The 25421-nt window shown below is 64.8% G+C and carries 21 protein-coding genes; 20 read left to right on the top strand and 1 reads right to left on the bottom strand.

What is annotated here, in order from left to right; genetic code table 11:
- Positions 1 to 20 precede the first annotated feature (20 nt).
- From rsmH to lpxC, 16 genes are all read left to right on the top strand, one after another.
- Entirely contained in the window at positions 21 to 962 is a 942-nt protein-coding gene (gene rsmH, locus QCE88_RS14595) for a 16S rRNA (cytosine(1402)-N(4))-methyltransferase RsmH (protein WP_309902988.1), read from the top strand.
- Positions 959 to 1303: a cell division protein FtsL gene (gene ftsL, locus QCE88_RS14590; RefSeq protein WP_309810025.1), complete on the top strand. Its 345-nt coding sequence runs from the start codon at positions 959 to 961 to the stop codon at positions 1301 to 1303. Before rsmH ends, ftsL begins: the two co-directional genes overlap by 4 nt.
- Positions 1300 to 3156 (top strand): penicillin-binding protein 2, encoded by a 1857-nt coding sequence (locus QCE88_RS14585; RefSeq protein WP_309902985.1) that lies wholly within the window; start codon positions 1300 to 1302, stop codon positions 3154 to 3156. Before ftsL ends, QCE88_RS14585 begins: the two co-directional genes overlap by 4 nt.
- Positions 3153 to 4697 carry a UDP-N-acetylmuramoyl-L-alanyl-D-glutamate--2,6-diaminopimelate ligase gene (locus QCE88_RS14580; protein ID WP_309902983.1) on the top strand — a complete coding sequence of 515 codons (1545 nt, stop codon included), beginning with the start codon at positions 3153 to 3155 and terminating at the stop codon, positions 4695 to 4697. The genes QCE88_RS14585 and QCE88_RS14580 overlap by 4 nt, the downstream gene beginning before the upstream one ends.
- A complete protein-coding gene (gene murF, locus QCE88_RS14575; protein ID WP_309902981.1) occupies positions 4694 to 6124 on the top strand; it encodes a UDP-N-acetylmuramoyl-tripeptide--D-alanyl-D-alanine ligase in 1431 nt (476 codons plus the stop codon). Before QCE88_RS14580 ends, murF begins: the two co-directional genes overlap by 4 nt.
- 17 nt (positions 6125 to 6141) lie before the next feature.
- The gene (mraY, locus tag QCE88_RS14570; RefSeq protein WP_309810012.1) at positions 6142 to 7311 is read left to right on the top strand and encodes a phospho-N-acetylmuramoyl-pentapeptide-transferase; all 1170 of its coding nucleotides are present in this window, start codon (positions 6142 to 6144) and stop codon (positions 7309 to 7311) included.
- Between the two features lie 59 nt (positions 7312 to 7370).
- On the top strand, positions 7371 to 8882 hold the full coding sequence (murD, locus tag QCE88_RS14565; protein ID WP_309902979.1) for a UDP-N-acetylmuramoyl-L-alanine--D-glutamate ligase: 1512 nt from the start codon (positions 7371 to 7373) through the stop codon (positions 8880 to 8882).
- A complete protein-coding gene (gene ftsW, locus QCE88_RS14560; protein WP_309902977.1) occupies positions 8879 to 10174 on the top strand; it encodes a putative lipid II flippase FtsW in 1296 nt (431 codons plus the stop codon). The genes murD and ftsW overlap by 4 nt, the downstream gene beginning before the upstream one ends.
- Complete coding sequence (gene murG, locus QCE88_RS14555; RefSeq protein ID WP_309902975.1) at positions 10171 to 11289, top strand: undecaprenyldiphospho-muramoylpentapeptide beta-N-acetylglucosaminyltransferase; 1119 nt, start codon at positions 10171 to 10173, stop codon at positions 11287 to 11289. The genes ftsW and murG overlap by 4 nt, the downstream gene beginning before the upstream one ends.
- On the top strand, positions 11290 to 12708 hold the full coding sequence (gene murC / locus QCE88_RS14550; protein WP_309902972.1) for a UDP-N-acetylmuramate--L-alanine ligase: 1419 nt from the start codon (positions 11290 to 11292) through the stop codon (positions 12706 to 12708).
- A gap of 25 nt (positions 12709 to 12733) precedes the next feature.
- A complete protein-coding gene (locus QCE88_RS14545; protein ID WP_309902970.1) occupies positions 12734 to 13675 on the top strand; it encodes a D-alanine--D-alanine ligase in 942 nt (313 codons plus the stop codon).
- A gap of 58 nt (positions 13676 to 13733) precedes the next feature.
- Positions 13734 to 14486 (top strand): cell division protein FtsQ/DivIB, encoded by a 753-nt coding sequence (locus QCE88_RS14540; protein ID WP_309809994.1) that lies wholly within the window; start codon positions 13734 to 13736, stop codon positions 14484 to 14486.
- Between the two features lie 26 nt (positions 14487 to 14512).
- Positions 14513 to 15745 carry a cell division protein FtsA gene (ftsA, locus tag QCE88_RS14535; RefSeq protein ID WP_309809993.1) on the top strand — a complete coding sequence of 411 codons (1233 nt, stop codon included), beginning with the start codon at positions 14513 to 14515 and terminating at the stop codon, positions 15743 to 15745.
- A 109-nt stretch (positions 15746 to 15854) separates the two neighbouring features.
- Positions 15855 to 17063, top strand: coding sequence for a cell division protein FtsZ (ftsZ, locus tag QCE88_RS14530; RefSeq protein ID WP_309809990.1), 1209 nt, complete (start codon positions 15855 to 15857; stop codon positions 17061 to 17063).
- 290 nt (positions 17064 to 17353) lie between these two features.
- Positions 17354 to 17857: a peroxiredoxin gene (locus QCE88_RS14525; RefSeq protein ID WP_309902968.1), complete on the top strand. Its 504-nt coding sequence runs from the start codon at positions 17354 to 17356 to the stop codon at positions 17855 to 17857.
- A gap of 263 nt (positions 17858 to 18120) precedes the next feature.
- Positions 18121 to 19038, top strand: a complete 918-nt coding sequence (lpxC, locus tag QCE88_RS14520; protein ID WP_309833422.1) for a UDP-3-O-acyl-N-acetylglucosamine deacetylase — start codon at positions 18121 to 18123, stop codon at positions 19036 to 19038.
- A gap of 53 nt (positions 19039 to 19091) precedes the next feature.
- Here the strand turns inward: lpxC and QCE88_RS14515 are convergent, their stop codons facing one another.
- The gene (locus tag QCE88_RS14515) at positions 19092 to 19583 is read right to left on the bottom strand and encodes a DUF721 domain-containing protein (protein WP_309902966.1); all 492 of its coding nucleotides are present in this window, start codon (positions 19581 to 19583) and stop codon (positions 19092 to 19094) included.
- A 298-nt stretch (positions 19584 to 19881) separates the two neighbouring features.
- Between QCE88_RS14515 and secA the strand changes: the two genes are divergently transcribed.
- From secA to QCE88_RS14495, 4 genes are all read left to right on the top strand, one after another.
- Positions 19882 to 22701, top strand: coding sequence for a preprotein translocase subunit SecA (gene secA, locus QCE88_RS14510; RefSeq protein WP_309902962.1), 2820 nt, complete (start codon positions 19882 to 19884; stop codon positions 22699 to 22701).
- A 156-nt stretch (positions 22702 to 22857) separates the two neighbouring features.
- Positions 22858 to 24099 carry a bifunctional glutamate N-acetyltransferase/amino-acid acetyltransferase ArgJ gene (argJ, locus tag QCE88_RS14505; RefSeq protein ID WP_309902960.1) on the top strand — a complete coding sequence of 414 codons (1242 nt, stop codon included), beginning with the start codon at positions 22858 to 22860 and terminating at the stop codon, positions 24097 to 24099.
- Positions 24100 to 24124: 25 nt separating this feature from the next.
- Positions 24125 to 24988, top strand: coding sequence for an ATP-binding protein (locus QCE88_RS14500; protein ID WP_309902958.1), 864 nt, complete (start codon positions 24125 to 24127; stop codon positions 24986 to 24988).
- Positions 24985 to 25416: an NUDIX domain-containing protein gene (locus QCE88_RS14495; protein ID WP_309902956.1), complete on the top strand. Its 432-nt coding sequence runs from the start codon at positions 24985 to 24987 to the stop codon at positions 25414 to 25416. Before QCE88_RS14500 ends, QCE88_RS14495 begins: the two co-directional genes overlap by 4 nt.
- Positions 25417 to 25421: the final 5 nt, after the last annotated feature.

The raw sequence follows: 25421 nt of genomic DNA, 5'->3' as shown, positions 1-25421 counted from the left end.
TGAAGAACATGGCACCTGCGATGGGAAATGAACTGCAGCATCGCACGGTGCTGCTGAAGGAAGCGGTAGACGGGCTGATCACGCGTACCGACGGCATCTACATGGATGGCACGTTCGGGCGCGGCGGACACAGCGGAGCAATTTTGCAGCGGCTGGGCGAAGCGGGGCGGCTGATCGCGTTCGACAAGGATCCGCTGGCCATCGCCGCGGCGGAAAAGATTCAGGATTCGCGCTTTGCGATCGTTCACGACAGCTTCGCGGTCATGCGTGAAGCGGCCAGCGAGCGCGGCGTGCAGAAAGTGTCGGGTGTGCTGCTGGACCTGGGCGTGTCATCGCCGCAAGTGGACGACCCGGAGCGCGGCTTCAGCTTCCGCGCACAAGGTCCGCTCGACATGAGGATGGATCCGACTCGGGGCGAGTCGGCGGCTGAGTGGCTCGCGCGAGCCACGGTGCAGGAACTGACGGAGGTGATAAGAGATTATGGGGAAGAACGGTTTGCTTTTCAGATTGCAAAGGCGCTTGTTGCTCGCCGGGCAGAGTCCGACCGTCTTGGGCCTCTCGACACCACGCGCGAGCTTGCCGAAATCGTGGGTCACGTCGTCAAAACCCGTGAAAAGGGCAAGGACCCGGCAACTCGCACCTTTCAAGCTATACGGATTCACGTCAATCAAGAGCTTGCGGAGCTGCAGGTAGTTCTCGAATCGGCATTGGCTTTGTTGGAGCAAGGGGGGCGGCTGGTCGTGATCAGCTTTCATTCGCTCGAAGACCGGATCGTCAAGCGGTTCATGCAGGCGCACGCAAGCGCGCCCGTCGTGGACCGGCGCTTGCCGATCCGTGCGGTCGATCTTCCCAGCCCGCCGTTGCGGGTGGTGGGCCGCGTGTTTCCGAGCGAGGCTGAAGTGGCCGACAACCCCCGGGCACGGTCCGCGGTGATGCGTATCGCGGAGCGGATCGCGCCATGAACCGTCTCAACATCCTGCTGCTGATCGTCGTGCTCGGGTGCGCGCTGTCGGTCGTCAGCGCCACCAACAAGCAGCGGCAGGTGTTCATCGAACTGCAGCGGGCGCAATCGCAGGAGCGCCAGCTGCAGCAGGATTATTCGCAACTGCAGTATCAGCAGAGCGCGCTGTCGAAGACTTCGCGCATCGAGCAATTGGCCAACACGTCCCTGAAGATGCAGCCCGTGACGACCGGACGTACCCAATATCTCACCTATGACGCGGCCGCCAACAAGGCCGCCGACGCCCCCATGCCGCCGCCGTTGCCGGCGTCGGCGCCGCCTGCCCGCGGAGCCAAGCGATGAAAAAAGCCGCGAAGCAGAGAGACATCGCTCATACGCCGAATCCGCTCCTCGCCGTGCGCCTGCCGATGTGGCGCTCGAAGTTCGTCGTGTTCCTGCTGTTCATGGCGTTCGTCGCGCTGGCCGGGCGTGCGTTCTGGATCCAGGGACCGGGCAACGCGTTCTTCAAGAAGCAGGGTGAGAGCCGCTATCAGCGCACGCTCGAAATGCCGGCCACGCGCGGGCAGATTCGCGACCGCAACGGTCTCGTGCTGGCCACGAGCCTGCCGGTGAAGGCCATCTGGGCGATTCCCGAAGCCGTGCCCAACGACCTCGGCGCGGACAAGCTCGCCGAACTGTCGAAGCTGCTCGACATGTCGCAGAAGGAGTTGCGCACGAAGCTCTCGATGGACAAGACCTTCGTCTACGTGAAGCGTCAGGTGCCGCTCGAAGTCGCGCAGAAAGTCGCGGCGCTCGACATCCCCGGGATTTATTCGCGCGGCGAATACAAGCGCTTCTATCCGGAAGGCGAAATCACGGCGCATCTGATCGGCTTTACTAATATTGAAGACAAGGGTCAGGAAGGCGTCGAGCTCGGCGACCAGGGCGTGCTCGCCGGCACGCCGGGCATGCGTCGCGTGATCAAGGACCGGATGGGCCACATCGTCGAGGACGTCGACGAGCAGGTGGTGCCGCACAACGGCAGCGACGTCGAACTGTCGATCGACAGCAAGATCCAGTACATCGCGTACACGAACCTGAAGGCGGCCGTCGAGAAGTCGAAGGCGAAGGCGGGCGCGGCGATCGTGATCGACGTAAAGACGGGCGAGGTGCTCGCGCTCGTCAACTATCCCACCTACAACCCGAACGACCGCTCGCACATGACCGGCGAGCAATTGCGCAACCGCATTCTCACGGACACTTTCGAGCCCGGCTCGATCATGAAGCCGTTCACCGTTTCGCTCGCGCTGGATCTGCACCGGGTGACGCCGAATACGCTCGTCGAGACGGGCGGCGGCTCTTTCGTGCTGGACGGCGCGCGCATCACCGACGACGCCGGTTTCGGCACGCTCACGGTGGGCGGCGTGATCCAGAAGTCGAGCAACATCGGCGCGACCAAGATCGCGATGCAGTTGCGTCCCGAAGAAATGTGGAACATGTACACGAGCATCGGGCTCGGTCAGGCGCCGAAGGTCGGGTTCCCCGGCGCGGTGACCGGACGCCTGCGGCCGTGGAAGAGCTGGCGCCGTATCGAGCAGGCGACGATGTCCTACGGCTACGGCCTGTCCGCCTCGCTGTTCCAGCTGGCGCGCGCCTACACGGCCATCGCCAACGACGGCACGATTCTGCCGGTGTCCATCTTCCGCACACCGAGTGACCAGCCGCCGCTCGGTCAGCGCGTCTTCGCGCCGACCACCGCGCGTGAAGTGCGCGCGATGCTCGAGACCGTGGTCGCGAAGGGCGGCACGTCGCCGGATGCGGCGGTGCCGGGCTATCGCGTCGGCGGCAAGTCGGGCACGGCCTACAAGCACGGCGCCCACGGCTACGATCATTCGAAGTACCGCGCCTCGTTCGTCGGCATGGCGCCGATGCCGAATCCACGCATCGTCGTGGCCGTGTCGGTCGACGAGCCGACGGCGGGCAGCCACTTCGGCGGGCAGGTGTCGGGTCCGGTGTTCTCGGGCGTGGTCGGCGACACGCTGCGCGCGCTCAATGTGCCGCCCGACATGCCGGTCAAGCAGATGGTCGTGAACGACGAGTCGAGCCCGGCGAACGCGCCCGCAGGTCCGCAGCCGGCCAACGCGACCAGCGCCAACGCCGCTCGCAAGGTCGCGGTGTCGAGCAATGCGAAGACGCATCCGGGAGTCGTGCGATGAGCGCGCAAGCCCGTCAGACGCGCATGCAGAAGGACGTTTCGCACGCCGTGGAATGGCTGCGCACGCATGCTCGCGCGGACGCGCATCTGCACGCGGACACGCGTTCGCTCAAGAGCGGCGACGTGTTCATGGCCTATGCCGTCGATGGCGCCGATAACCGTCCGTACCTCGATGCAGCGCTCGCCGCGGGCGCGGCTGCCGCGCTCTATCAGCCGGAGCATTTCGCGGGCAAGCCGGACGCATCGAAGACGCTCGCCGTGAAGGCGCTCAACGAGCTCGCGGGTCCCATCGCCGCGGCATGGTATGGCGAACCCACGGCGTCGATGCTCACCGTCGGCGTAACCGGCACGAACGGCAAGACCTCGTGCAGCCAGTGGCTCGCGACGGCGCTGACCGCGCTCGGCCGGCCGTGCGCGATCATCGGCACGCTCGGCATCGGCATGCCGGGCAAGCTCACGCATACCGGTTTCACCACGCCCGACGCGCCACAACTCCAGCGCAATCTCGCGCAGCTGAAGGCGCAGGGTGTCGAGGGCATCGCGATGGAAGTGTCCTCGCACGCGCTGCATCAGGGGCGCGTGAACGGCGTGGATTTCGACATCGGCATCTTCACGAATCTCACGCAGGATCATCTCGACTATCACGGCACGTTCACGGCCTACGAAGCCGCGAAGGCGCGTCTGTTCGCGTGGCCGACGCTCAAGACGGCCATCGTCAACCGTGACGACGCGGCGGGCCAGCGCCTGATCGAATCCTTGCGCGGCAAGGTCCGCACGATTGCCTATGGCGTCGAGATGCCCGTCAGCGCGGCGCCCGGTGCCGACGCGCTGCTGCTTGCCACGCAGGTGCGCGCCACGGCAACGGGCACGGCGTTTCACCTGTCGTCCGACTGGGGCGAGGCCGATGTCGAAGTCGGCACGCTTGGCGACTTCAACGTGAGCAATCTGCTCGCCGTGCTCGGCGTGCTGCTGGAAGTGGGCGTGCCTTTCGATGCCGCGATCACGCGCATCGCGAAGCTCGAATCGGTGAACGGACGCATGGAGCGGCTGGGCGGCCGCCTCCAGAACGACGAGCCGCTCGTCGTGATCGATTACGCGCATACGCCGGACGCACTGGACAAGACCCTCGCCGCGCTGCGCCCGATGGCGAAGGCGCGCGGTGGCCAACTGATCTGCATGTTCGGCTGTGGCGGCGACCGCGACGCGACCAAGCGTCCGTTGATGGGCGCCATTGCCGAGCGTCTTGCCGATCAAGTGGTCATCACGAGCGACAACCCGCGCAGCGAAGAGCCGATGTCGATCATCGAGCAGATTGCCGCCGGCATGACGGACGCTGCGCGCACGCGCCGCATCGAGGACCGCGCGAGCGCCATCCTGCAGGCCATCCGTGCGGCGGCGCGCGAGGACGTCGTCGTGCTCGCCGGCAAGGGGCATGAGGCCACGCAGGAAATCATGGGCAAGAAGCGCGCGTTCTCGGACCAGGATCACGCGCGCCTCGCTCTGGCGTCGCGCGCCACGCAACCGCGCGGAGGTGGCGAATGACGATGTTCACCTTGCGCGACGCCGCCGCGATTATCCCCGGCGCCACGCTCCATGGCGAGAACGACATTGCGATCGAACGCATCGTCACCGACAGTCGCGGCGTGCAGGCCGGCGACCTGTTCATCGCGGTGAAGGGCGATCGTTTCGATGCGCATGATTTCCTCGATCAAGTGGCGAAAAGCGGCGCGGCTGCCGCGCTCGTGTCACGCGAACCAAGCAACGGTAGTGCCTGGCCGCTTCCTGTCGTCAAGGTAAAGGACACGCGGGCAGGTCTCGGTGCGTTGGCACACGGCTGGCGCACGCGCTTTACGATGCCGCTCGTCGCCGTCACGGGCAGCAACGGCAAGACCACGGTCAAGGAAATGATCGCCTCGATCTTCACCGCGGCTGTCGGCGAAGAGGCGCGTCTCGCGACCGCGGGCAACTTCAACAACGACATCGGCCTGCCGCTCACGCTGTTCCGTCTGAACGCGTCGCACAAGCTTGCCGTGGTCGAACTCGGAATGAATCACCCGGGCGAAACCGAACTGCTGGGCAAGATCGCGGCGCCCACGGTTGCCGTGGTCAACAACGCGCAGCGCGAGCATCAGGAGTTCATGGCGACGGTCGAAGCCGTCGCGCTCGAACATGCGTCGGTGATCCACGCGCTCGGCGAAACCGGCACGGCCGTGTTCCCGGCGGACGATCACTACGCCAGCATCTGGCGCGTCGCGGCGACGGGGAATCCCATCATGGATTTCGCGCTCACCGACGACACCTCGAAAGCCGCCGTCACCGGCACGCTCGACGGCACGACGGTCCATCTGCACACGCCGCAGGGCGCGTGCGATATCGCGTTGTCCGTGCTCGGCGAGCACAACGCACGCAACGCGCTGGCGGCCGCGGCAGCGGCGCTGGCTGCAGGCGTTTCGCTCGACGCGATCAAGCGCGGCCTCGAAGCTTTCCAGCCGGTGAAGGGGCGTCTGCAAGTCAAGCGCGCGGTGCTGGGCGCGCTGGCCGGCGCCACGGTGATCGACGACACCTACAACTCGAATCCCGACTCGATGCGCGCCGCCATCGACGTGCTGGCCTCGCAGGCCGCGCCGCGCGTGCTCGTGATGGGCGACATGGGTGAAGTCGGCGAGGAAGGCCCGGCGTTCCATCGGGAAGTCGGCGCGTATGCGGCGGAGCGCGGCATCGATGCGCTGTTCGCACTGGGCGCCGCCAGCCGCGATGCGGTGAACGCATTCAACGCGCAGGCATCGAAGCAGACCGGCGCGCATTTCGATGACGCGGCCGGCCTGATCGCCGCACTCGAACACGCAGGCTACGGCGAGCACGCCACGTATCTCGCGAAAGGCTCGCGCTTCATGAAGATGGAGCGCGTGGTGGACGCCTTGACGAGTCCACATCAACCCGCAGCGGGCCAAGCGCCCGCCGCACATTGATTCACTGAAGGACCAGCATGCTACTCGCACTCGCGCAATGGCTCCAGAATGACGCCAGCTTCATGCGCGTGTTCAACTACCTCACGTTTCGCGCCGTGGGCGCCACGGCGACGGCCATGTTGATCGGCCTCGTCTGCGGCCCCTGGGTGATCCGCAAGCTGACCGCGTTGAAGGTCGGCCAGGCCGTGCGCAAGGACGGCCCGCAGTCGCACCTCGTCAAGTCCGGCACGCCCACCATGGGCGGCGTGCTGATCCTTATCGGCATTGCGGTGTCCACGCTGCTGTGGGCCGACCTCACGAACCGCTTCGTGTGGATCGTGATGCTCGTCACGTTCGGCTATGGCGTGATCGGCTGGGTGGATGATTACCGCAAGGTCGTGCACAAGGATCCGCGCGGCATGTCGTCGCGCGAAAAGTATTTCTGGCAATCGGTGATCGGCCTGTTCGCTGCCGTGTACCTCGCATTCAGCGTGTCCGAAGCGAGCAACACGCGCGTATTCGATCTCTTCATGGCCTGGGTGCGCAGCGGTCTTTCGATGGGCCTGCCCGCCCGCGCCGACCTGATGCTGCCGTTCGTGAAGGCGATCAGTTATCCGCTGGGCGTGTGGGGCTTCATCGCGCTCACGTACTTCGTGATCGTCGGTTCGAGCAACGCCGTGAATCTCACCGACGGCCTCGACGGCCTCGTCATCATGCCCGTGGTGCTCGTGGGCGCGTCGCTGGGCGCGTTCGCGTACGTGATGGGCAGTTCCGTGTACTCGAAGTATCTGCTGTTCCCGCACATTCCCGGCGCGGGCGAACTGCTGATCTTCTGTTCGGCGATGGGCGGCGCGGGCCTCGCCTTCCTCTGGTACAACACGCACCCCGCGCAGGTCTTCATGGGCGATGTGGGCGCGCTCGCGCTCGGCGGCGCGCTCGGCACGGTCGCGGTGATCGTGCGTCAGGAGATCGTGCTGTTCATCATGGGCGGCATCTTCGTGGCGGAAACGCTGTCGGTGATGCTGCAGGTGTTCTGGTTCAAGTTCACGAAGCGCCGTTATGGCGAAGGCCGTCGCTTCTTCAAGATGGCGCCGCTGCATCACCACTATGAATTGTCCGGCTGGACCGAGACGCAAGTGGTGGTGCGCTTCTGGATCATCACGTTGATGTTGTGCCTGTTCGGTCTCTCGACGCTCAAGCTGCGTTGAGCGTGTGCGGCATCGAAGCTGTTCAAGTCTTTTGGTTGTTCTCCGGGAAAGGTAAAGCGATGTTTGGCGAGAAGTTCGTGGGTCGGCAAAGTCCGATGGTGCTCGTGCTGGGACTGGGTGAATCCGGTCTGGCGATGGCGCGCTGGTGCGCCAGGCACGGCTGCCGCCTGCGCATCGCCGACACGCGCGAGACGCCGCCCAATCTCTCCGAACTGGCCGTCCACCAGATCGACGCGGACTTCGTCGGCGGCGCCTTCACGCCTGAATTGCTGGATGGCGGCATCGAGCTGGTCGCGATCAGCCCGGGGCTGTCGCCGCTCGCACCGGATCTCGCGCCATTGATCGCCGCCGCCAACGAGCGCGGCATTCCGGTGTGGGGCGAACTCGAACTCTTCGCGCAGGCGCTCGCCGGACTCGGCGCGAACGGCTATGCGCCGAAGGTGCTGGCGATCACCGGCACCAACGGCAAGACCACGACCACCGCGCTCACCGGCCTCTTGTGCGAGCGTGCGGGCAAGACGGTGGCGGTGGCGGGCAACATCAGCCCGGCCATGCTCGACAAGCTGACCGACGCCATCGACCAGACTGCGCTGCCGGACGTGTGGGTGCTCGAACTGTCGAGCTTCCAGCTGGAGACCGCGCACAGCTTCGCGCCGGATGCGGCGGCGGTGCTCAACATCACGCAGGATCATCTCGACTGGCATGGCGGCCTCGATGCCTACGCCGCCGCGAAGGGCCGCATCTTCGGGCCGCGCACGGTGCGCGTGCTGAACCGCGACGACTCGCGCACGATGGCGCTCGCGAAGAACATCGCGCAGGACCGCGTGGTGAGCTTCGGCCTGAACGAGCCGTCGTTCGTCGGCGACTACGGGCTGCTGCGCGACAACGGCATGCTGTGGCTGGTCGAAGGTATCGATCAGGACGCGTCGGGCGAACCCGCGCCGTCGCGCCGCCGCAAGCAGGAAGCCGCCGAGCCGAACCTCGTGTCGAAGCGCCTGATGCCCGCCGACGCGCTGCGCATCCGCGGCCTGCACAACGCGGCGAACGCGCTGGCCGCGCTGGCGCTTGCCCGTGCCATCGACCTGCCGCTCGCGGCGCTGCTGCACGGGCTGCGTGAATATCGCGGTGAGCCGCATCGGGTGGAAGTGATCGCGCAGATCGACGGCGTCGATTATGTCGACGACAGCAAAGGCACCAACGTCGGCGCGACGGTCGCGGCACTCGACGGCCTTGCGCAACGCGTCGTGCTGATCGCCGGCGGCGAGGGCAAGGGCCAGGACTTCTCGCCGCTCGAAGCGCCGGTCGGCCGCTGGGCGCGCGCGGTGATGCTGATCGGCCGCGATGCGCCGCGCCTGCGCGAGACGCTCGCCGCCACCGGCGTCGCGCTGGAAGACCACGCAACGCTCGAAGCGGCGACCAACGCCGCCGCGCGCATCGCGGAAGCGGGCGACGCCGTGCTGCTCTCGCCCGCGTGCGCGAGCCTCGACATGTTCAAAAATTATGCACATCGCGCCGACGTGTTTCGCGGCGCGGTCGAAGAAATCGCCGCCGCGCGGGGAGTGATGTTATGAGCTGGACGGAACGCTTCGGATCGAAACTGACGGGCCAGCGCAACGTGGTCTCGCACGACTCGCTCGCGGGCCGCACGGATTCCGGCATGCGTTCGCGCCGCGAAGGCGCGGGCGGCATTTCGAGCGCAGTGAATGGCGTGCGTCCCGCGCGCTCGCGCATGCTCGACTATGACTATTCGCTGTTGTGGGTGACGATCGCGCTGCTCGGCCTGGGCGTGGTGATGGTGTATTCGGCCTCCATCGCGATGCCCGATTCCCCGAAGTACGCGAGCTATCGCGACTGGCACTTTCTGATGCGCCACCTGGTCTCGATCGCGACGGCGCTGGTCGGCGCGGTGATCGCCTTCAAGATTCCGATCAAGGTCTGGGAAAAGTACGCGCCTAAGTTCTTCCTCTTCTCGCTGGTGCTGCTGATCATCGTGTTGATCCCGCACATCGGCAAGGGCGTGAACGGCGCGCGCCGCTGGATTCCGCTCGGCATCACGAACATGCAGCCGTCGGAAATCATGAAGCTCGCGGTGACCATCTACGCCGCGAACTACACGGTGCGCAAGCAGGAGTTCATGCACAGCTTTGGCAAGGGCTTCCTGCCGATGGCCGTCGCCGTGGGCGCGGTCGGCGCGCTGCTGCTGCTCGAACCGGACATGGGCGCGTTCATGGTGATCGCGGCCATCGCCATGGGCGTGCTGTTCCTCGGCGGCGTGAACGGCAAGCTGTTCGGCGGTCTGGTGGCAACGGCCGTCGGCACCTTTGCGCTGCTGGTGTGGGCGTCGCCGTGGCGTCGCGAACGGATCTTCGCGTACCTCGATCCGTGGGACGACCGTTACGCGCAAGGCAAGGCCTATCAGCTGACACATTCGCTGATCGCATTCGGACGCGGCGAGTGGTTTGGCGTCGGGCTCGGCGGCAGTGTCGAAAAGCTCAACTACCTGCCGGAAGCGCATACCGACTTCATCCTGGCCGTGATCGGCGAGGAACTTGGTTTCGTCGGCGTGATCTGCGTGATCCTCTTGTTCTACTGGATCGTGCGCCGTGCGTTCGAGATCGGCCGTCAGGCGCTCGCACTCGACCGCACCTTCGCCGGCCTGATGGCGAAGGGCGTGGGCATCTGGTTCGGCGCGCAGACCTTCATCAACATGGGCGTGAACCTCGGCCTCCTGCCGACCAAGGGTCTCACGCTGCCGCTCGTCAGCTACGGCGGCTCGGGCATCCTGCTGAACTGCGTCGCGCTGGCGGTGCTGCTGCGCGTCGACTATGAAAACCGGGTGCTGATGCGCGGAGGAAAAGTATGAGCGCGCGACGCGACCGCACCTTGATGGTGATGGCGGGCGGCACCGGGGGCCATGTGTTCCCGGGGCTCGCGGTCGCGCACTGGATGCAGTCGCGCGGCTGGCGCGTGGTATGGCTCGGCAACGCGTCCGGCATGGAGGCGACGCTCGTGCCGAAGCACGGCATCCCGATGGAATACGTGCGCTTCGGCGGCGTGCGCGGCAAGGGCATCAAGACCAAGCTGATGCTGCCGGTGAATCTGCTGCGCGCCTGCACGCAGAGTCTCGCTGCACTGCGCCGCGTGAAGCCGGATGTGGTGCTCGGCATGGGCGGCTACATCACGTTCCCGGCGGGCATCATGACGAAGCTCGCGGGCTGCCCGCTCGTGCTGCACGAACAGAATTCGATCGCGGGACTCGCCAACAAGCTGCTCGCGCATCTCGCAAAACGCGTGCTGGTGGCGTTCCCCAATGCTCTGCCGAATGCGGAATGGACGGGTAATCCGATCCGTGCGGAACTAACCAGCGCTTTGCCACCCAAAGAACGCTACGCCGCGCGTTCCGGACGCCTGAATGTGCTCGTCGTCGGCGGCAGTCTTGGTGCTGCGGCGCTGAACGAAACCGTGCCGAAGGCGGTCGCGATGCTCGCATCGGACCAGCGTCCGCGCATCGTGCATCAGGCGGGCGCGAAGCATATTGCGGCGCTTGAAGCGCATTACGCGGCGGCGGGTCTCACACAGGACGACGACCTGCAACTCGTGCCGTTCATCGAAGACATGGCCAGCGCCTACGCGGCGGCGGATCTCGTGATCTGCCGCTCGGGCGCCATGACCGTTTCCGAGATCGCGGCAGTGGGCGTGGCTGCGCTGTTCGTGCCGTTCCCGTTTGCCGTCGACGATCACCAGACGACCAACGGCGCGTTCCTCGCGAAGAATGGCGCGGCCGAGCTGATACAACAACATGATTTGTCGGCGCAAAAGCTCGCCGACTGGTTGCGCGTACAGACCCGCGACACGCTGGCCGAGATGGCCGTGCGTTCACGCGAGCTGGCGAAGCCGGACGCGACCGAAAAGGTCGCGAGTATTTGCGCCGACGTGGCGGGCGCGCGTTTCGACGCGCAAGCTCGGGAGGCACACTGAATGAAACATATCGTCAAGCATATTCACTTCGTCGGGATCGGCGGCGCGGGCATGAGCGGCATCGCCGAAGTGCTGCTCAATCTCGGCTACCACGTCAGCGGCTCGGATCTCTCGAACGGCGCCGTGACCGAACGCCTGCGCACACTCGGCGCGCGCGTCGAGATCGGCCATCACGAGCACAACATCGAAGGCGCGAATGCGGTCGTCGTGTCGACGGCCGTGCGTTCGGACAATCCGGAAGTGCTGGCCGCGCGTCATCGCCGCGTGCCCATCGTGCCGCGCGCCGTGATGCTCGCGGAGCTGATGCGCCTGAAGCAGGGCATCGCGATTGCCGGCACGCACGGCAAGACCACGACCACCTCGCTCGTCGCGAGCGTGCTGGCCGCGGGCGGGCTCGATCCGACCTTCGTGATCGGCGGGCGGCTCAACAGCGCGGGCGCGAACGCGCGGCTCGGCACCGGTGACTTCATCGTTGCCGAAGCGGACGAGTCGGATGCGTCGTTTCTGAATCTGTTCCCGGTGATCGAAGTCATCACGAACATCGACGCCGATCACATGGACACCTACGGCCACGACTTCGCGCGGCTCAAGCAGGCGTTCATCGAGTTCACGCATCGTCTGCCGTTCTACGGCATCGCGGTGCTGTGCGTCGACGATCCGAACGTGCGCGAGATCCTGCCGTTCGTGTCGAAGCCGATCATCCGCTATGGCCTGGGCGCCGAAGCCGAAGTGCGCGCGGTGAACGTCGAGGCGCGCCATGGCCGCATGCATTTCACGACGCTGCGCGCGGACGCGCCGGCGCTGGACATCGTGCTGAACCTGCCGGGCACGCACAACGTGCAGAACGCGCTCGCGGCGATTGCAATTGCCACTGAACTCGAAGTGCCGGATGCCGATATCCAGCGTGCGCTCGCTGAATTCAACGGCGTGGGCCGGCGCTTCCAGCGCTACGGCGAAGTGAACGCCAACGCAGGCGAGGGCGCGTACACGCTGATCGACGACTACGGTCATCACCCGGTTGAAATGGCCGCGACCATCGCGGCGGCGCGCGGCGCGTTTCCGGGGCGTCGTCTGGTGCTGGCGTTCCAGCCGCATCGCTTCACGCGCACGCGCGACTGCTTCGAAGACTTCGTGAAGGTGCTGTCGACGGTCGATGCGCTCGTGCTCACCGAGGTCTATGCCGCAGGCGAAGCGCCGATCGTCGCCGCCGACGGCCGGGCGCTCGCGCGGGCCATACGTGTGGCGGGCAAGGTCGAGCCGGTGTTCGTCGACACGGTGGACGAGATGCCGGACGCGATCACGACGCTCGCGCGCAACGGCGATGTGGTGATCACGATGGGCGCGGGCTCCATCGGCGGGGTGTGCGGCAAGCTGGCGAACGCTACTGGCGCAACGAACGCGACCAGCGGTCAGAACTGACATGACAGACGTAACGAGCAATCAAGTGAATCGAATCGATCCGAAACTTTTCGGCAAAGTCGCAGTGCTGCTGGGCGGTCATTCCGCCGAGCGCGAAGTGTCGCTCAACTCCGGGCGGCTCGTGCTCGAAGGCCTGCGCGCGGCAGGCGTGGATGCGCATGCGTTCGACCCGGCCGAGCGTCCGCTGGCGGATCTCAAGAGCGAAGGCTTCGAGCGCGCGTTCATCGCGCTGCATGGCGGCTATGGCGAGAACGGACAGTTGCAGGGCGCGCTGGATTTCTATGGCATCCGTTATACGGGGAGCGGCGTGCTGGGTTCCGCACTCGGCATGGACAAGCTGCGCACCAAGCTCGTGTGGCAGCAGACCGGCATCCCGACGCCGCCGTTCGAAACCGTCTTCCGCGACGAAGACTATGAAGCGCGCGCGAAGGGCATCATCGCGAAGCTCGGCTTGCCGCTCTTCGTGAAGCCGGCGAGCGAAGGATCGAGCGTCGCGGTCATCAAGGTGAAGAGCGCTGAAACGCTCGGCGCGGCGCTGGCAGAAGCCGCGCGTTTTGACCGGATCGTGATCGTCGAGCAGAGCATCGAGGGCGGCGGCGAATACACCTGCTGCATCGCGGGCGACCTGGATTTGCCGGTCATCAAGATCGTGCCGGCGGGCGAGTTCTACGACTATCACGCGAAGTATGTCGCCGACGACACGCAGTACCTGATTCCGTGCGGCCTGACGGAAGCCGAGGAAACGCGCATGAAGCAGCTGACGAAGCGCGCGTTCGAGATCCTTGGCTGCACCGACTGGGGCCGCGCCGACTTCATGCTCGACGCCGACGGCAACCCGTACTTCCTGGAAGTGAACACGGCGCCCGGCATGACGGATCATTCGCTGCCGCCGAAAGCCGCGCGTGCGGTCGGCATCAGCTACAGCGATCTCGTCGTGCAGGTGCTGTCCCTGACCTTGAAACAGTAAAGCAGTAAAGCAGCAAAGCAATAAAGCGATCACTCACCGGACCCGAAGCAGCGACACTATGTGGAACAACGTTCGCCAACTCAACCTTGCCGCCAATGCGCTGCACGTCGTACTCGTGCTGCTGCTGCTGGGCGCGGCGGGTTACTGGGCGATCCAGCGTCCCGAGTTTCGGCTGCGCGAAATCCAGATCGACGGCGACACGACCCACATCAGTTCGCCGGTGATCCGCGCGAGCGTGGTCGGGCGCGTGAAGGGCAACTTCTTCACGGTGGATCTGGATTCGGCGCGCACCGCGTTCGAACAGGTGCCGTGGGTGCGGCATGCGAGCGTGCGCCGGGTCTGGCCGAACGCGCTGGCCGTGACGCTCGAGGAATACAAGCCGCTCGGTACGTGGGGCACGGATCAGCTGGTGAGCACGGACGGCGAACTGTTCACCGCGAACCAGGGCGAACTGGACGACGACCTGCCCGCGTTCGACGGACCGGAAGGCACCGCGAAGGAAGTGGTTGCGCGTTATCACGACTTCGAGAAGTGGTTCGCGCCGCTGGATGCGAAGCCGGACGAAGTGACGCTGTCGCCGCGTTTCGCGTGGACGGTGAAGCTCTCGAACGGCATGCAGGTCGAACTCGGGCGTGAGCGCAATCAGGACACGCTGCTCGAGCGCAGCAAGCGCTTCGTCGCATCGTGGCCGGCGGTCACGGGGCGCTGGGGCAAGGAGATCGAATATGCGGATTTGCGGTACCCGAACGGCTTCGCGATACGAGCAGCGAACATGCGCTTCATCAATGACACCGACAAGGCCAAGAAGTAAGCAGACATCACGGGCATGAGCACGCTATGAGCAAAGACTACAAAGACCTGCTGGTTTCCCTCGACATCGGAACGTCGAAGGTGGTCGCGATCGTCGCCGAACTGAAGGGCGAAGGCCACTATGAGGTGATCGGACTCGGTCAGGCCGACTCGAAGGGCTTGAAGAAGGGCGTCGTGGTCAACATCGAGGCCACGGTGCAGTCCATCCAGCGCGCGCTGGAGGAAGCCGAGCTGATGGCCGATTGCAAGATCACCAACGTCTTCACCGGCATCGCGGGCAGCCATATCCGCAGCTTCAATTCGAGCGGCATGGTGGCGATCAAGGACAAGGAAGTCACGCAGGCGGACGTCGCGCGCGTGATCGAAACGGCCAAGGCGATCAACATCCCGACGGACCAGCAGGTGCTGCACATCCTGACGCAGGAATTCATCATCGACGGCCAGGAAGACGTGCGCGAGCCGATCGGCATGAGCGGCATCCGGCTGGAAGTGAAGGTGCACATCGTCACGGGCGCGGTGAGCGCGGCGCAGAACATCGTCAAGTGCGTGCGCCGTTGCGGCCTCGAAGTGAACGACCTCGTGCTGCAGCCGCTGGCGTCGTCGCTGGCCGTGTTGACCGAGGACGAGAAGGAACTGGGCGTGGTGCTCGTCGATATCGGCGGCGGCACGACCGACATCGCCATCTTCAGCGAAGGCGCGATCCGCCACACGGCCGTGATCCCCATTGCCGGCGACCAGATCACGAGCGACGTCGCCATGGCGCTGCGCACGCCGACGCCGGACGCGGAAGACATCAAGGTGAGCTATGGCATCGCAAAGCAGGCGCTCGCCGATCCGGACGAAATGATCGAAGTGCCGGGACTCGGCGAACGTGGCCCGCGCACGCTGTCGCGTCAGGCGCTGGCGGCCGTGGTCGAGCCGCGCGTCGAGGAGCTGTTCTCGCTGGTGCAGCAGGTCGTGCGCGAGTCGGGCTACGAAGAGCTGCTGTCGAGCGGCGTCGTGCTGACCGGTGGCGCCGCGATGATGCCCGGCATGGTCGAACTCGGCGAAGACATTTTCCTGAAGCCGGTGCGCATCGGCGTGCCGGAATACGCGGGCGGTCTTGCTGATGTCGTGCGCAACCCGCGCTACTCCACCGCAATGGGCCTGCTCGCGGAAGGACGCTCGCAACGCATGCGCGGCCGCAAGGTCGCGGTGCAGAACGGATCGATGGGACAAGTGTTCACGAGGATGAAGGACTGGTTCCTCGGGAATTTCTGACGATTACGCATGAAATGGATTACGCGCTGGTACCGGCGGCTGGCGCGCGATGTGAGGTTGCCCGATCTCTCATCGAATAACGCCGATCTTCATTCTTGACGGAGGCAACATGGATTTCGAAATGCTGGAAACGGAAACCAACGGCACGATCATCAAGGTCGTGGGTGTTGGTGGTGCGGGCGGTAATGCAGTTCAGCACATGATCAACCGCGGTGTGCAGGGCGTGGACTTCATCGTGATGAACACGGACGCGCAGGCACTGGCTCGTTCGCGCGCGCCGACGGTGCTGCAACTGGGCATGACCGGTCTCGGCGCAGGCGCCAAGCCGGAGAAGGGCAAGGAAGCGGCGGAAGATGCACGCGAGCGCGTGGCCGATGCACTGCGCGGCGCGCACATGGTGTTCATCACCGCAGGCATGGGCGGCGGCACGGGCACGGGCGCGGCGCCGGTGGTCGCGCAGATCGCCAAGGAAATGGGCATTCTGACCGTTGGCGTGGTGAGCAAGCCGTTCGAGTTCGAAGGCGGCCGCCGCATGCGTGTTGCCGAAGCAGGCTCGCAGCAACTGGAGGATCACGTCGACTCGCTGATCGTCGTGCTGAACGACAAGCTGTTCGAGGTGATGGGCGATGACGCCGAGATGGACAAGTGCTTCCAGTGCGCGGACGACGTGCTGAACAACGCTGTCGCAGGTATCGCTGAAATAATCAATGTCGATGGCCTGGTCAACGTCGACTTCGAAGACGTGAAGACCGTGATGGGCGAGCAGGGCAAGGCGATGATGGGCACGGCGACGGTTGCCGGCGTCGATCGCGCGCGTCTGGCCGCCGAGCAGGCTGTGGCCAGCCCGCTGCTGGAAGGCGTGGATCTGTCGGGTGCGCGTGGCGTGCTGGTGAACATCACGTCGAGCCGTTCGCTGCGTCTGTCGGAAACGCGTGAAGTGATGAACACCATCAAGTCCTACGCGGCTGACGATGCAACCGTGATCTTCGGTGCAGTGTATGACGACGCGATGGGCGACGCCCTGCGCGTGACGGTGGTGGCGACGGGCCTGGGCCGCGCGGCGAAGAAGCAGCAGCAAGCGCCGATGACCCTGCTCCGTACCGGCACCGACAACCAGCCGATCGCACACGGTCCGCAAACGGCGCACAATTCGTACGGTTCGCAGCACGGCCAGTCGACCACCGACTACGGTCAGCTCGACACCCCGGCTGTGTGGCGTTCGACGCGCGAGACGGCGGCATCGCATGTGCAGGCTTTGCAGGAGAAGGGTGTCGATACGTATGACATTCCGGCGTTCCTGCGCAAGCAGGCCGACTGAGCGTCGCGCACGTGATTTGCTGCTGATGAGGGTTTGACGAAGCAGCTCACCGCGTTGCCGCGCCGGACGTCTTGCGCGGTTCATGCAGGCATCACGTGGGGCGACTGTCCAAGGCCGCGTCCTGATTCACCGATGGACGCCGGGCCGTGGCCAGCCGACCCCCACGCTTCCGCTCCCCGAGGCTGGGGAATCCGGATGGAAGCCGCATGGCCGTCACGCCGTCGGGCCGGAGTAGCGGGACGATGCGATCGCGAGCAGGTTCACGAGCACTGACCAGGGAAGGACCGAGCATGATCAAAGTGGGTGACACGCTGCCTGATGTACGTCTCTTCGAGTTCATCGAGGAGGCCACGGAAGGCTGCGCCGTGGGACCGAACGGGTTCCAGGCGCGCGAGCGGTGCGCGGGCAAACGCGTGGTGATCTTCGGATTGCCGGGCGCGTTCACGCCGACGTGCTCCGCCAGGCACGTGCCCGGCTACGTCGAGGCGGCGGCGGAGTTGTCCGCTGCCGGCATTGACGAAGTCTGGTGCGTTTCCGTCAACGACGCGTTCGTCATGAGCGCGTGGGGACGCGATCTTCAAACCGCGGGCAAGGTGAAGATGATCGCGGACGGCAGCGCGCGTTTCGCCCAGGCACTCGGACTGGATCAGGATTTGACCGAGCGTGGCATGGGAATCCGTTCCCAGCGTTACGCGATGGTGGTCGACGACGGCGTGGTCAAGACGCTGAACGTCGAAGCGCCCGGCAAGTTCGAAGTCAGCGACGCTCAGAGCATCCTCGCGACGTTGCGCTGATTTCAGCGGCGCTGCGTTGCCGTTGCGCAACGCTCATGGCGCCCTCGTAATCCGCTGCAACTTGGGGCCGATGACCGGAAATGCCTCCATTCCGGGCATCGGCCCGTTCTACTTTCAGAAAGGCCGTGCGCGAGTAACACAGGGAAACAGTTGATACGTCCCGAAGCACGACGGCGCGTGGCGAATGGAGTATAATTCGGGCTATTGGAATAAAGTGAGTGATTGATTCTCTTAATAGGGAATGCAAATCGGAAAAGAACATCATGTTGAAGCAGCGAACAATCAAGACCGTCGTCAAAACCGTGGGAATCGGGCTCCATTCCGGCCGCAAGGTGGAGTTGACCCTGAAGCCCGCGCCGGCTGACACGGGCATCGTGTTTTCGCGGATCGACCTGCCCCAGGCGGTCGACATTCCCGCGTCTGCGATGTCGATCGGCGATACCCGGCTCGCGTCCGTGTTGCAGAAGGACGGAGCGCGCGTATCCACGATCGAGCACTTGATGTCGGCGTGCGCGGGCCTCGGCATCGACAATCTGTATGTCGATGTCACCGCCGAGGAAATCCCGATCATGGACGGCAGCGCGGCTTCCTTCGTGTTCCTGATCCAGTCGGCGGGTATCGAAGAGCAGAATTCGCCGAAGAAATTCATCAAGGTAACGAAGCCCGTCGAGGTCCGCGACGGCGACAAGTTCGCCCGTCTCGAGCCGTATTTCGGCTTCAAGCTGAGCTTTACCATCGACTTCCGCCATCCGGCCGTCGACAAGACCGGTCAGGCGCTGGAAGTGGATTTCGCAACGACCTCGTATGTTCGCGAGATTGCCCGGGCCCGCACGTTCGGCTTTGCGCATGAAGTCGAAATGATGCGCGAGCTGGGTCTGGCGCGCGGCGGCAGCATGGACAACGCCATCGTGCTGGACGAGTACCGCATCCTGAACAACGACGGTTTGCGTTACGACGACGAGTTCGTCAAGCACAAGATGCTCGACGCAATCGGCGACCTTTACGTGGTGGGGCATCCGCTGCTGGCTTCGTACAACGCGTACAAGGGCGGCCACGCGATGAACAACATGCTGCTGCGCGAGTTGCTCGCGCACGAAGATGCCTACGAGATCGTCACGTTCGAGGACATCAAACAGGCGCCGCGCGGTTTCGGCTTCGACACGCAAACGGCATTTGCCTGATCAAACCGGTTGTAGTTGAGGCCAACGAGAAATGAGCGACGCGCAAGCGCCGCTCATTTTTTTTGCCCCGGCCGATGATGCGACGCCATCCGCGCCAGCGCTTCCTGAAGCGGCGACGGTTCGAGCGTTTCGGCCAGTTCCTGCAGTGCCGACGCACCCGCTTGCGACATGCGCGCCTGCTTCGGCTGCGCGGGCTCTTTCATCGATTGCGGACGCACGCGGATGCGCAACGCATTGACGGCCCAGCCGCGCGCCTGAAGGTCCGAGAGAAGACGGGGTTCGAGATGCCGCAGGCGCGCAGCGAGCGCATTGTGCGCGGCGAACAGCGCCAGCACGCCGTCCTTGATGAAGCCGGGTTCCACGTTCGAAGCAAGATAATCCGGCAGCAGCGCGCCCAGATCGCGCTGCAGTGCGGCGACCTGCTCGACGCCCGCGCGGAGCGCCTGGAACGCATCGGTGCGGCCGAGCACGTCGGCGACAGCCTGCGGACGGCGCGGATCGATCTTCCAGGCGCCTTGTCTTGAATTTGTAGAAAAGCGGCTCATTTTGATTGGGTGCGGACCCTGACAGGACCGTTCAAGGACGGTTCGATTGTACGCGAGGCAGGCCGTGCCGCCGGACGAGGCCCTGAGGAAAACGCATTGCACGGGAAGTTTTCGGCGGATTGACTGTCGCATTGCGCCGACGCGCGCGCAGGCAAGCCGACGCAAGGTCTGCCATAGTCGCGTGCTAAAATTCCCGATTCGAATTTCACCCTATGGACTTAAGTCGCCGAGGTTCTCCGAGCCCGGACGCAGCTTGGTGCTGTCGCCCGTCCGAAGCCGCGACGCAGACATTGATCCGATGACGACCGGTTTCCTTCAAAAGATTTTTGGCAGCCGCAATCAGCGGCTGGTCAAGCAGTACCAAAAGACCGTTACGGCGATCAATGCGCTCGAGCCGACCGTCGAGAAGTATTCGGACGATCAACTGCGCGCCAAGACCGACGAATTCCGTCAACGTGTCGCGGGCGGGGAGTCGCTGGACGTGATCCTGCCCGAAGCGTTCGCGGTATGCCGCGAAGCCAGCCGGCGCGTGCTGAAGATGCGTCACTTCGACGTCCAGCTGATCGGCGGCATGGTCCTGCATTACGGCAAGATCGCGGAAATGCGCACCGGCGAAGGCAAGACGCTCGTCGCCACGCTCGCTGCCTATCTGAATGCGCTGTCGGGCCGCGGCGTGCACGTCGTCACGGTGAACGACTATCTCGCGCAGCGCGACGCGGAATGGATGGCGCGCCTCTACAACTTCCTCGGTCTGTCCTGCGGCGTGAATCTTTCGCAGATGGCGCACGAGCAGAAGCAGGACGCCTACGCCGCGGACATCACGTACGGCACCAACAACGAATTCGGCTTCGACTACCTGCGCGACAACATGGTCTACGAGCCGAATGCGCGGGTGCAACGGCCGCTCAATTTCGCGATCGTCGACGAAGTGGACTCCATCCTGATCGATGAGGCGCGCACGCCGCTCATCATCTCCGGCCAGGCGGAAGACCACACGGACCTGTACGTCCGCATGAACGCGCTGCCGCCGCTGCTCGAACAGCAGATCGGCGAGGAAAAGGCGGACGGCACGGGCGTCGAGAAACCGGGTGACTACACGCTGGACGAAAAGGCGCGCCAGGTGTTCCTGACCGAGTCGGGCCACGAGAAGGCCGAGCGCCTGCTCGCCGAATGGGGCTTGATCGGTGAAGGCGAAAGCCTCTACGCGCCGCAGAACATCACGCTGATGCACCACGTGTACGCCGCGCTGCGCGCGCACACGCTGTTCCATCGCGACCAGCATTACGTGGTGCAGGAAAGCGAAGTCGTGATCGTCGACGAGTTCACCGGCCGCATGATGACCGGCCGCCGCTGGTCGGACGGCCTGCATCAGGCTGTCGAAGCGAAAGAGCACGTGCAGATCCAGGCCGAGAACCAGACGCTCGCCTCCATCACGCTGCAGAACTACTTCCGCATGTACGCGAAGCTGTCCGGCATGACCGGCACGGCGGATACCGAAGCCTACGAATTCAACGAGATCTACGGTCTCGAAACGGTCGTGATCCCGACCAACCGGCCGCCGAAACGCGTCGACAAGCAGGATCAGATCTACAAGACGGCGAAGGAACGCTACGACGCGGTGATTCGCGACATCCAGGATTGTGTCGAGCGCGGTCAGCCTACGCTGGTCGGCACGACGTCCATCGAAGCGTCGGAACTGCTGTCGGACCTGCTCGGCAAGGCAGGCGTGCGTCACGAAGTGCTCAACGCCAAGCAGCACGCGCGTGAAGCGGCGATCGTCGCGGAAGCGGGGCGTCCGGGCGTCGTCACCATCGCGACGAACATGGCCGGCCGCGGCACCGACATCGTGCTGGGCGGCAACGTCGAGAAGCAGGCGTCGTTCATCGAGGCCGATCTCTCGATTCCCGAAGACGAGAAAGCCGCGCGCATCCAGAAGCTGCACGACGAGTGGCAGACGCTGCACGACAACGTGAAGGCCGCGGGCGGCCTGCATATCATCGGCACCGAACGTCACGAGTCGCGTCGTATCGACAACCAGCTGCGCGGCCGCGCGGGCCGTCAGGGCGATCCGGGTTCGTCGCGTTTCTATCTGTCGCTGGACGATCCGCTGCTGCGCATTTTCGCGGGCGACCGCGTGCGCGCCATCATGGATCGCCTGAAGATGCCGGAAGGCGAGCCGATCGAAGCGGGCATGGTCACGCGGTCCATCGAGGGCGCGCAGCGCAAGGTCGAAGCGCGCAACTTCGACATCCGCAAGCAGCTGCTCGAATACGACGACGTCTCCAACGACCAGCGCAAGGTGATCTACCAGCAGCGCAACGAACTGCTCGAAGCGAACGACGTGCAGGAAACCATCGCGGCGATGCGCCAGAGCGTGATCGGCGACCTGGTGCGCACGTTCGTGCCGGCAGGCAGCATCGAGGAGCAGTGGGAAGCGCCCGAGCTGGAAGAAGTGCTGCGCAACGAATGGTCGCTGGATCTCGCGGTGCAGGAGATGATCAACGAGTCGAATTCGATCGACGCCGAAGAAATCTCCGAAGCCGTGCTCGCCGCCGCCGACGAAGCGTACGAAGCGAAGGTGACGCTGGTGGGCCGCGAATCGTTCAGCGCGTTCGAGCGTTCGATCATGCTGCAGACGCTCGACAGCCGCTGGCGCGAGCATTTGGCCGCGCTCGATCATCTGCGCCAGGGCATCCATCTGCGCGGCTATGCGCAGAAGAACCCGAAGCAGGAATACAAGCGCGAGGCGTTCGAACTCTTCGCCGCGATGCTCGATTCCGTGAAGCAGGAAGTGACGCGGGTCGTGATGAACGTGCAGATCCAGTCGCCGGAACAGCTGGAAGAGGCGGCCGAGCAGTACGAAGAGAAGGGCAGCCATCTGGAGAACGTGTCGTTCCAGCACGCGGACTTCAATGCGCCGGCGGCTGAGCCCACGCCGGCCGCCAGCGCCGCGAACGCGGCCGCGCAGATGGTCAGCCAGGCCATGGCCGGCGCGGGCGGCGAAGACGTCAGCGTGGTGACGCGCGGTGTCGACGACGTGCCGAAGGTCGGCCGCAACGATCCCTGCCCGTGCGGCAGCGGGAAGAAGTACAAAAACTGTCACGGCAAGCTGGCTTAATCGCTGCTGACACATAACAAGCGACGCAGCGATGCGTCGTTTGTTTTTGCAGATTCCCTTATTCACGGCGCCGGTCCGGCTCAGCCGGTCCGCGTCAGTCTTTCATCACGTGCCGGCGCGCCCGCCGGCACTCGCCACCACCAGCGAGTCGCGAACATGGCCGTCAATTTTCCCTCGATCGATCCCGCAGCGCTTCATCCCGTCGCCGGCGTCACGCTAGGCTGGGCCGAGGCGAATATCCGCAAGCCCAATCGCAAGGATGTGCTCGTCATTCGCGTCGATGAAGGCGCGAGCGTCGCCGGGGTGTTCACCACGAACCGTTTCTGCGCCGCGCCGGTCATCGTGTGCCGCGAGCATCTCGCGGCCGCGGGTCAGGGCGGCAAGGGCATTCGCGCGCTCGTCGTGAATACCGGCAATGCGAATGCGGGCACGGGCGAGCCCGGCATGGTGATCGCGCGCGAGACCTGCACGGAACTGGCGCGCCTGGCCGGCCTCGACGCGCAACAGATCCTGCCGTTTTCGACCGGCGTGATTCTCGAGCCGCTGCCGCTCGACCGCCTGAAAGCCGGCCTGCCCGCCGCGCTCGCAAACCAGCAGGCGGCGCACTGGTTCGACGCGGCGCAAGCCATCATGACGACCGACACGCTGCCGAAAGCGGCGTCGCGCCAGGTCACCATCGACGGACACGTGGTCACGCTGTCGGGCATCAGCAAGGGCGCGGGCATGATCAAGCCGAACATGGCGACGATGCTCGGCTTCCTCGCCTTCGACGCCAACGTCGCGCAGCCGGTGCTCGACGCGCTGGTGAAGCACGTGGCGGATCGCTCGTTCAACTGCATCACGATTGACGGCGATACCTCGACGAACGATTCGTTCATCCTGATCGCGTCGGGCAAGTCGAGCCTGCCGGCCATCACCTCCACCGATTCCCCGGCCTACGCGGCCCTGCGCGATGCCGTGACCGACGTAGCGCAGGAACTGGCGCAACTCATCGTGCGCGACGGCGAAGGCGCGACCAAGTTCATGACCGTGACCGTCGAAGGCGGGCGCGACGCGGCGGAGTGCCGTCAGATCGGCTACGCGATCGGTCATTCGCCGCTCGTGAAGACCGCGTTCTACGCATCGGATCCGAACCTCGGCCGCATTCTCGCGGCGATCGGTTATGCAGGCGTAACGGACCTGGATGTCGGCAAGGTCGATCTGTATCTCGACGACGTGCTCGTCGCGAAAGCGGGCGGGCGCAATCCGGATTACAAGGAAGAAGACGGCCAGCGCGTGATGAAGAAGAGCGAGATCGCGATTCGCGTGCTGCTCGGTCGCGGCAACGCGCAGGCCACCATCTGGACGTGCGATCTCTCGCACGATTATGTGAGCATCAACGCCGACTATCGCTCCTGATCGGGCGGCGCAGAACGATACCGACATGGACAAGCTCGAACAATTTCTCACACGCGCCGAGGCCGTGCTGGCACGCATCGAAGGCATGTTGCCGCCCGCGTCGCCGGACATCGACTGGGAATCCGCGGTTGCGTTTCGCTGGCGCACGCGTCAGGGCCGCGGCTTTTTGCAGCCGGTGCCGGCCATTTCGCTCATCTCGCTCGACGACCTGCGGAACATCGATCGCCAGAAAGGGCTGATCCAGCAGAACACGCTGCAATTCGTCAAGAAGCTGCCCGCGAACAACGTGTTGCTGACGGGCGCACGGGGCACGGGCAAGTCGTCGCTGATCAAGGCGTGTCTCAACGCGTACGCGAAGGACGGCCTGCGTCTGATCGAAGTGGACAAGGACGATCTGCACGATCTCGGCGATATCGTCGATCTGATTGCGGCGCGGCCCGAGCGCTTCATCGTGTTCTGCGACGACCTCTCGTTCGAGGAAGGCGAGTCGGGCTACAAGGCGCTGAAGGTGGCGCTCGACGGGTCGGTCGCCGCGCAGTCCGACAACGTGCTGATCTACGCGACCTCGAACCGCCGCCATCTGCTGCCCGAATACATGAGCGACAACGAGACGTACAAGCACACGTCCGATGGCGAGATTCATCCGGGCGAAGTGGTCGAGGAAAAGATCTCGCTGTCCGAGCGCTTTGGCCTGTGGGTCAGCTTCTATCCGTTCAAGCAGGATGATTACCTGGCGATCGTCGGTCACTGGCTGAAGCATTTCGGCTGCGCGGATGCGGAGATCGAAGGCGCGCGCGGCGATGCGCTGGTGTGGGCGCTCGAACGCGGCTCACGTTCAGGACGCGTGGCGTGGCAGTTCGCGCGCGACTGGTCGGGACGCAAGCAGTGAGCGGCACACAGACCGATCTCGCGCCCGACGGCCGCAAGGTGACGGAAGTGGCCGTCGGCGTGATGGTGCAGCCCGACGGCCGCTATCTGCTCGCGCAACGGCCCGCCGGCAAACCGTACGAGGGTTACTGGGAGTTTCCGGGCGGCAAGCTGGAGGCGGGCGAGAGCATCGAGACGGCGCTCGGGCGCGAGCTGCACGAGGAACTGGGCATCGACGTCACTGCGTGTCAGTTGTGGCGCACGCTCGAGCACGATTATCCGCATGCCTACGTGCGCTTGTTCTTCTGCAAGGTGACGGAGTGGAAGGGCGAGCCGCTTGGCCGCGAGGGCCAGGCGATCGCGTGGCAGACGCTGCCTGTCGAGGTCGCGCCACTGCTTCCGGCGGCCATCCCCATTCTGGAATGGCTCGAAGAGGAAGAGCGGGAATAGGCTGC

Source organism: Caballeronia sp. LZ035 (assembly GCF_031451175.1).
In the GTDB taxonomy this organism is placed as follows: Bacteria; Pseudomonadota; Gammaproteobacteria; order Burkholderiales; family Burkholderiaceae; genus Caballeronia.
This window is presented reverse-complemented; position numbering and strand designations above follow the sequence as displayed.